At 63.9% G+C, this 6,334-nt stretch carries 9 protein-coding genes; 4 read left to right on the top strand and 5 right to left on the bottom strand.

The window, feature by feature from the left end:
* From EOA36_RS23415 to hisB, 5 genes are all read right to left on the bottom strand, one after another.
* Positions 1–433: arginase family protein (locus tag EOA36_RS23415; protein ID WP_189553323.1), on the bottom strand; the 433-nt coding region annotated here is incomplete at its 3' end.
* A complete protein-coding gene (gene hisA, locus EOA36_RS23410) occupies positions 430–1,179 on the bottom strand; it encodes a 1-(5-phosphoribosyl)-5-[(5-phosphoribosylamino)methylideneamino]imidazole-4-carboxamide isomerase (protein WP_127279615.1) in 750 nt (249 codons plus the stop codon). The genes EOA36_RS23415 and hisA, both read right to left, overlap by 4 nt.
* 265 nt (positions 1,180–1,444) lie before the next feature.
* On the bottom strand, positions 1,445–2,095 hold the full coding sequence (gene hisH, locus EOA36_RS23400; protein ID WP_127279614.1) for an imidazole glycerol phosphate synthase subunit HisH: 651 nt from the start codon (positions 2,093–2,095) through the stop codon (positions 1,445–1,447).
* Between the two features lies 1 nt (position 2,096).
* Positions 2,097–2,573 (bottom strand): DUF2628 domain-containing protein, encoded by a 477-nt coding sequence (locus EOA36_RS23395; RefSeq protein ID WP_127279613.1) that lies wholly within the window; start codon positions 2,571–2,573, stop codon positions 2,097–2,099.
* A 4-nt stretch (positions 2,574–2,577) separates the two neighbouring features.
* Complete coding sequence (gene hisB / locus EOA36_RS23390; protein WP_127279612.1) at positions 2,578–3,177, bottom strand: imidazoleglycerol-phosphate dehydratase HisB; 600 nt, start codon at positions 3,175–3,177, stop codon at positions 2,578–2,580.
* 232 nt (positions 3,178–3,409) lie between these two features.
* On the opposite strand from hisB, the gene hslV reads away from it, so the two are divergent.
* The 4 genes from hslV to hslU all read left to right on the top strand — a co-directional run.
* Positions 3,410–3,961, top strand: coding sequence for an ATP-dependent protease subunit HslV (gene hslV, locus EOA36_RS23385; RefSeq protein WP_127279611.1), 552 nt, complete (start codon positions 3,410–3,412; stop codon positions 3,959–3,961).
* The gene (locus EOA36_RS23380) at positions 3,951–4,469 is read left to right on the top strand and encodes a GNAT family N-acetyltransferase (RefSeq protein WP_127279610.1); all 519 of its coding nucleotides are present in this window, start codon (positions 3,951–3,953) and stop codon (positions 4,467–4,469) included. Before hslV ends, EOA36_RS23380 begins: the two co-directional genes overlap by 11 nt.
* Before the next feature lie 7 nt (positions 4,470–4,476).
* On the top strand, positions 4,477–5,076 hold the full coding sequence (locus tag EOA36_RS23375) for a DUF2585 domain-containing protein (protein WP_127279609.1): 600 nt from the start codon (positions 4,477–4,479) through the stop codon (positions 5,074–5,076).
* 4 nt (positions 5,077–5,080) lie between these two features.
* Positions 5,081–6,334, top strand: a 1,254-nt coding sequence (hslU, locus tag EOA36_RS23370; RefSeq protein WP_127279608.1) for an ATP-dependent protease ATPase subunit HslU, incomplete at its 3' end; no start/stop codon positions are given.

Below are 6,334 nucleotides of genomic sequence, written 5' to 3'. Positions count from 1 at the left end.
GCCCGATGGCATCGGCCATTCCCGGCTTCAGGCCGAGCACCGTCGACAGCGCCATGCCGTCGAGAAAACCGTATACGGACGTCTCGGGCGTGTTGAGGTCGCCATGCTGGTCGGCCCAGATGATGGCGTCGGCGCCTTCGCCGGCGACCGCGCCGGCACTGGTCAGGCAGTTTCCGGCCAGCACGATGGGAAACCGCCCCCTGTCGCGGGCGATGCGGACCTCGCCCGAGACGGCGTTGCAGACGGCGAAACCCGTGGCGATCTCGCGCTCCTGGTCGTCACCGACCCTGCCGATATCTTCGACCGTGACGTCATGGCCGGCAAGGGTCAAGGCGTCGACCAGCCCGCCCGAGATCAGCGCGTCGGGCCCCTGGCCCATGCCGCCATGATAGTGGCCGCTGTCATAGGAGGCCAGGATGAGCGAAACCTTCACGACCGCGTCTCCGTCGCCGGCCTGACCTGCAGGATCGCCAGCGCCTCTGCGGGATCGATGCGGCCGTCATAGAGCGCGCGGCCCGAGATGGCGCCTTCGAGTTTTTGCGCGTCGGGCATGGTCATGCGCACGATATCGGCGATCGAAGCCAGTCCGCCGGAGGCGATGACCGGGATCGACACGGCGTCGGCGAGATCGATGGTGGCGTCCCAGTTGATGCCGGTCAGCACGCCGTCGCGGTCGATGTCGGTGTAGATGATGGCGGCCACGCCGGCGCCCTCGAATTTCCTGGCCAGTTCGATGACGCCGAGGCTCGACGCCTCGGCCCAGCCTTCGACGGCAACCTTGCCGGCCTTGGCATCGATGCCGACGGCCACCTTGCCCGGAAATGCCTTGCAGGCCTGCCTGACCAGATCGGGATCGCGCACCGCCACCGTGCCGAGGATGACGCGGGCCAGCCCACGATCGAGCCAATCCTCGATCTGCGCAATCGTGCGGATGCCGCCGCCGAGCTGCACCGGGTTCTTCGTCGCTTTCAGGATGGCGCCGACCGCGGCGCTGTTGACGCTCTGGCCCTGAAAAGCGCCGTTGAGATCGACGACATGCAGCCACTCAAAACCCTGCTCTTCGAAGGCCTTGGCCTGCGCGGCCGGATCGTCATTGTAGATGGTCGCGGTCGCCATGTCGCCGTGCTTCAGGCGCACGCATTGGCCGTCCTTGAGGTCGATGGCTGGAAACAGGATCATACGGCTTGGGGCTCCTGGAACGTTTGGGCGCCCGAATTGGCCGGTGGAGCGCTGCGATCCATCACAGGTCCGCGCTGCCCCTCATCGCCCTGCCGGGCACTTCTCCCCGTATAGAGACGGGGAGAAGGGGGCAGTTCCGGCCTCGTCGCCTCTTTCAGAATTGTCGAAAACATCGAAGACAGCGTTTTTCTCCCCGTCCTTATACGGGGAGAAATGTCCGGCAGGACAATGAGGGGCAGCGCCAACGGTCGGTGCGGATGGCTCATCAGGGCCTCCAGCGCAGGAAATTCGTGATCAGCGCCAGGCCCAGCGCCTGGCTCTTTTCAGGATGGAACTGCGTGCCGGCCAGATTGTCGCGGGCGACCGTGGCCGTCACCGGGCCGCCATAGTCGGCAACCGCAAGGACCTCGTCGGGGTTTTTCGCATCGAGATGGTAGGAGTGGACGAAATAGGCATGCAACCCGTCCGGCCCGGTCGGAATGCCGGAAAACAGCGGGTGCCGACGCCTCAATTCGATCGTGTTCCAGCCGATCTGCGGGATCTTCAGCGCCGGATCGCAAGGCGTGATCTCCTTGACGTCACCCGATATCCAGCCGAAGCCGTTGGTGATGGTCTTCTCGAGGCCGCGCTGCGACATCAGCTGCATGCCGACGCAAATGCCCAGGAAAGGCCGGCCCCTGGCGATGGCGACCTCCTCGACCGCTTCCCACATGCCCTCGACGGCGCGCAGGCCGGCCGCGCAGTCGGCGTAAGCGCCGACGCCGGGCAGCACGATGCGGTCCGCGGTGCGCACACGGTCGGCGTCGGCCGTCAGGTCGATCTCGGCCGCGATGCCGGCCTCACGCGCGGCGCGCTCGAAAGCCTTGGTGGCCGAGCGCAGGTTGCCCGAACCGTAATCGATGATCGCAACGCGCATCTCAGCGCCGTCCTGGAACGTGGGTCAGCCCCAGCGCCATGCCGGGCTGCGCCGGGCGCGCCAGAGCGGCATCCGGAACGATGCGCGGCGCGGGTGCCGCTTCATCCGAAAGACCTTCGACCTCAAGGGCATAGCGCATGTCGGCGTCCCCGAGCCGGCCGGCCTCGACGACGCCCCATTCATGCCAGCCGCGGCGGCGCAGCGCCGCGATGCGCAATCCCTGGCCCTCCAGGCCGACATAGAGCGAGACGAGCAGCGACAGCAGCGAGCCGGCCACGCCAAGGCCAAGTTTCTGGCCAAGCATCGAAAGCACGCCCATGATGACAAAGGCCAGCGCCGCTTCGACCCACAACCGGTGCCAGGCGAGCCATAGCGGCGGCACCAGCAGGCCGAGCCAGGTGAAGCCGTCGCGGACAAAGGCCGTCGTGTCGACTTTCTCGCTGCGGCCAGGTGGCTCCATCACGACATAGGCGGTCATGAGGCTATCCCTTCAAAGAACCCTTGGTAGAGGGAACCGCGTCAGGCTGGCGCGGGTCACGCTCGAGCGCGGCGCGCAGCGCGCGTGCCACCGCCTTGAAGCAGGTCTCGGCGATATGATGGTTGTTGGCGCCATAGTGGTTGGTGACATGCAGGGTGATGCCGGCATTCTGCGCCAGCGCCTGGAAGAATTCACGCACCAATTCGGTGTCGAAGGTGCCGATCTTGGGCGACGAGAACGAAACGTTCCAGACCAGGAAGGGGCGGCCCGACACGTCGATCGCCGCGCGCGTCAGCGTCTCGTCCATGGCAAGGTCGATCGAGGCATAGCGCATGATGCCGCGCCGCTCGCCCAGCGCCTTGGTCAAGGCCTGGCCGAGTGCGATGCCGGTATCCTCGACCGTGTGGTGGTCGTCTATGTGCAGGTCGCCCTTGGCCTTGACGGTCATGTCGATCAGCGAATGGCGGGAAAGCTGGTCCAGCATATGGTCGAAGAAGCCGACGCCGGTGGCGATGTCCGATTTGCCGGAGCCGTCGACATGGATCGACACCGAGATGTCGGTTTCCCTGGTCTTGCGGCTTGCATCGGCGGAACGGGGCGCCATCACTCTATCCTTGTGCCAGTGGTTCAGATCGTGACCGGTTCACGGGGCTCAAGCGCTCGCTGGCTTGAAAACGAGAGCCTTCTAGCAGCATGATCCGGCGATTGCCAGTTGCGATCCCGGCCGCTATCGAGCGGTTTGCAATCATTGGCCCCATGCATACATATGGCCGATCAAAGTCACTCGTACCGCGCCAAATCGCCTTTTAAAGGGATGGCGCTGCTCGGAGCAGGAAATGTCCAATGAATTGACCATGCATGCCACGACGATCGTGACCGTGCGCAAGGGCAACAAGGTGGTGATCGCCGGCGACGGCCAGGTCAGCCTTGGCCAGACCATCATGAAGGGCAATGCCCGCAAAGTGCGCCGCATCGGCAAGGGCGGCAATGTGATTGCCGGCTTTGCCGGTGCCACCGCCGATGCCTTCACGCTGCTGGAGCGGCTCGAAGCAAAGCTCGAACAGTATCCTGACCAACTCACCCGCGCGTGCGTCGAGCTCGCCAAGGACTGGCGCACCGACCGTTATCTGCGCCGGCTGGAGGCGATGATGCTGGTTGCCGACAAGTCGGTCTCGCTGGCCCTGACGGGCAATGGTGACGTGCTGGAGCCCGAACATGGCGTCATGGCCATCGGTTCGGGCGGCAATTACGCTCTGGCCGCGGCGCGCGCGCTGATGGACACCGACAAGGATGCCGAGGAGATCGCCCGCAAGGCGATGCAGATCGCCTCCGACATCTGCGTCTACACCAACAACAATTTCGTCGTCGAAACGCTCGATGCCGCCTGAGAGGGTGGTGCTCTACGATTTTCGGCCGGTCACCAAAAAGGACCTGCCGATGATCGCCGGCTGGCTGGCCGAGCCGCATGTTGCGCAATGGTGGGACGATCCCGAGACGGGAATCACAGAGATTGCCGATCACATAGACAGTATTTCCGTCGAGCCGCTGATCGTGGAGCTCGACGGCAAGCCGATTGCTTATCTCCAAAGCTACGACCCGCATATGGAGGACGATCATCCCTATGCCGATCAGCCGTTCGGCACGCTCGGCATTGATCTCTCGATCGGCCGGCCGGAACTGGTCGGCATCGGCCATGGCTCGGCGATCGTGCGCCAGTTCGTCGAAGACCTGTTCGAGGAAGGCGTGCCGCGCGTCATCATCGACCCCGATCCCGCCAACATCAGGGCCATTCGCGCCTATGAAAAGGCGGGATTTCGGGCCATAGACCGCAGGCAATCGATCTATGGCGACGCCGTGCTGATGGCGATCGACGCCGAAGACGCGCAAGAGGGGTAATCCAGGCATGGCCACATCCAGCGAGGACAAGAGCCTTTCTGCTTACGAGGATAGCTGGCGGATGGGGCTGATTATCGTCGCCGGCCTGCTCGTCGCCCAGGCCGTCACGCTCTATCTCATGGGCCATCCGCCGATCTGCACCTGCGGTTATGTCAAGCTGTGGCATGGCGTGGTGAACAGTTCGGAGAATTCCCAGCACATTTCGGACTGGTACACCTTTTCGCACATCATCCACGGCTTCCTGTTCTATGCGCTGGCCCGGTTCCTGTTCCCGCGCTCGCCGATCGGCTTGCGGCTGGCATTCGCCGTCCTCATCGAGGGCGGCTGGGAAATCCTCGAAAACAGCCCGTTCATCATCGAGCGCTACCGCGCCGGCACCATCTCGCTCGATTATTACGGGGACAGCATCATCAATTCGGTGTCCGACACACTGGCCATGGTGCTGGGATTTGTGATGGCGCGAAGGCTACCTATATGGGTGATCGTCAGCCTCGCCGTCCTCTTCGAACTGGGTACCGGCTATCTCATCCGGGACAATCTGACGCTCAACGTGATCATGCTGCTGCATCCGTTCGAGGCCATCAAGCAGTGGCAAAGTGGAATTTAGTGATATGAGCACATTTTCTCCCCGCGAAATCGTTTCGGAACTCGACCGCTTCATCATCGGCCAGAAGGACGCCAAGCGCGCCGTGGCCATCGCCTTGCGCAACCGCTGGCGCCGCCAGCAGCTCGAAGGCCAGATGCGCGAAGAGGTGATGCCGAAGAACATCCTGATGATCGGCCCGACAGGCGTCGGCAAGACCGAGATCTCGCGCCGCTTGGCGCGGCTGGCCGGCGCGCCGTTCGTCAAGGTCGAAGCGACCAAATTCACCGAAGTCGGCTATGTCGGCCGCGACGTCGAGCAGATCATCCGCGACCTGGTCGAGATCGCCATCGGCCTGGTGCGCGAGAAGATGCGAGAGGACGTCAAGGCGCGCGCCCATGTCAACGCCGAGGAGCGTGTACTGGAAACTCTAGTCGGCAAGACGGCGAGCCCGGCGACGCGCGACAGCTTCCGCAAGAAACTGCGCGACGGCGAACTCGACGACAAGGAAATCGAGATCGAGGTGGCCGACACCGGCAATGGCGGCATGCCCGGCTTCGAGATTCCCGGCATGCCGGGCGCCAATATCGGCGTGCTCAACATCAACGACATGCTGTCGAAGGCGATGGGCGGCAAGAAGACCAAGCTGCGCAAGACCACGGTGAAGGAATCCTACGACCTGCTGGTCGCAGACGAGTCCGACAAGCTGCTCGACCAGGACGAGGTGGTGCGCCGGGCGCTGGACGCGGCGGAGAATGACGGCATCGTCTTCCTCGACGAGATCGACAAGATCGCGGCCAGGTCTGACATTTCGGGCGGCCCTTCGCGTGAAGGCGTGCAGCGTGATCTGCTGCCGCTGGTCGAAGGCACCACGGTGGCGACCAAATACGGGCCGTTGAAGACGGATCACATCCTGTTCATCGCGTCGGGCGCATTCCACGTCTCGAAGCCGTCCGACCTGCTGCCGGAATTGCAGGGACGCCTGCCGATCCGCGTCGAGCTGCGTGCGCTGGAGAAGGAGGACTTCGTCCGTATCCTGACCGAGACCGAGGCCAGCCTGATCAAGCAGTATATCGCGCTGATGAAGACCGAGGGCGTCGAGCTCACCTTCACCGACGACGCCATCGATTCGCTCGCCGGCGTCGCCGTCGACCTCAACGCCAGTATCGAGAATATCGGCGCGAGGCGGCTGCAGACGGTGATGGAGCGGGTGCTGGACGAGATCTCCTACGATGCGCCCGACCGCAACGGCACGGCCGTCACAATCGACGCTGCCTATGTC

This window comes from Mesorhizobium sp. M8A.F.Ca.ET.021.01.1.1 (genome assembly GCF_003998025.1).
Classification (GTDB): Bacteria; Pseudomonadota; Alphaproteobacteria; order Rhizobiales; family Rhizobiaceae; genus Mesorhizobium.
This window is presented reverse-complemented; position numbering and strand designations above follow the sequence as displayed.

Coding starts and splice junctions, on each gene's coding strand:
- hisA (WP_127279615.1), bottom strand. CDS start 1,179: ATGATCCTGTTTCCAGCCATCGACCTCAAGGACGGCCAATGCGTGCGC.
- hisH (WP_127279614.1), bottom strand. CDS start 2,095: ATGCGCGTTGCGATCATCGATTACGGTTCGGGCAACCTGCGCTCGGCC.
- EOA36_RS23395 (WP_127279613.1), bottom strand. CDS start 2,573: ATGACCGCCTATGTCGTGATGGAGCCACCTGGCCGCAGCGAGAAAGTC.
- hisB (WP_127279612.1), bottom strand. CDS start 3,177: ATGGCGCCCCGTTCCGCCGATGCAAGCCGCAAGACCAGGGAAACCGAC.
- hslV (WP_127279611.1), top strand. CDS start 3,410: ATGTCCAATGAATTGACCATGCATGCCACGACGATCGTGACCGTGCGC.
- EOA36_RS23380 (WP_127279610.1), top strand. CDS start 3,951: ATGCCGCCTGAGAGGGTGGTGCTCTACGATTTTCGGCCGGTCACCAAA.
- EOA36_RS23375 (WP_127279609.1), top strand. CDS start 4,477: ATGGCCACATCCAGCGAGGACAAGAGCCTTTCTGCTTACGAGGATAGC.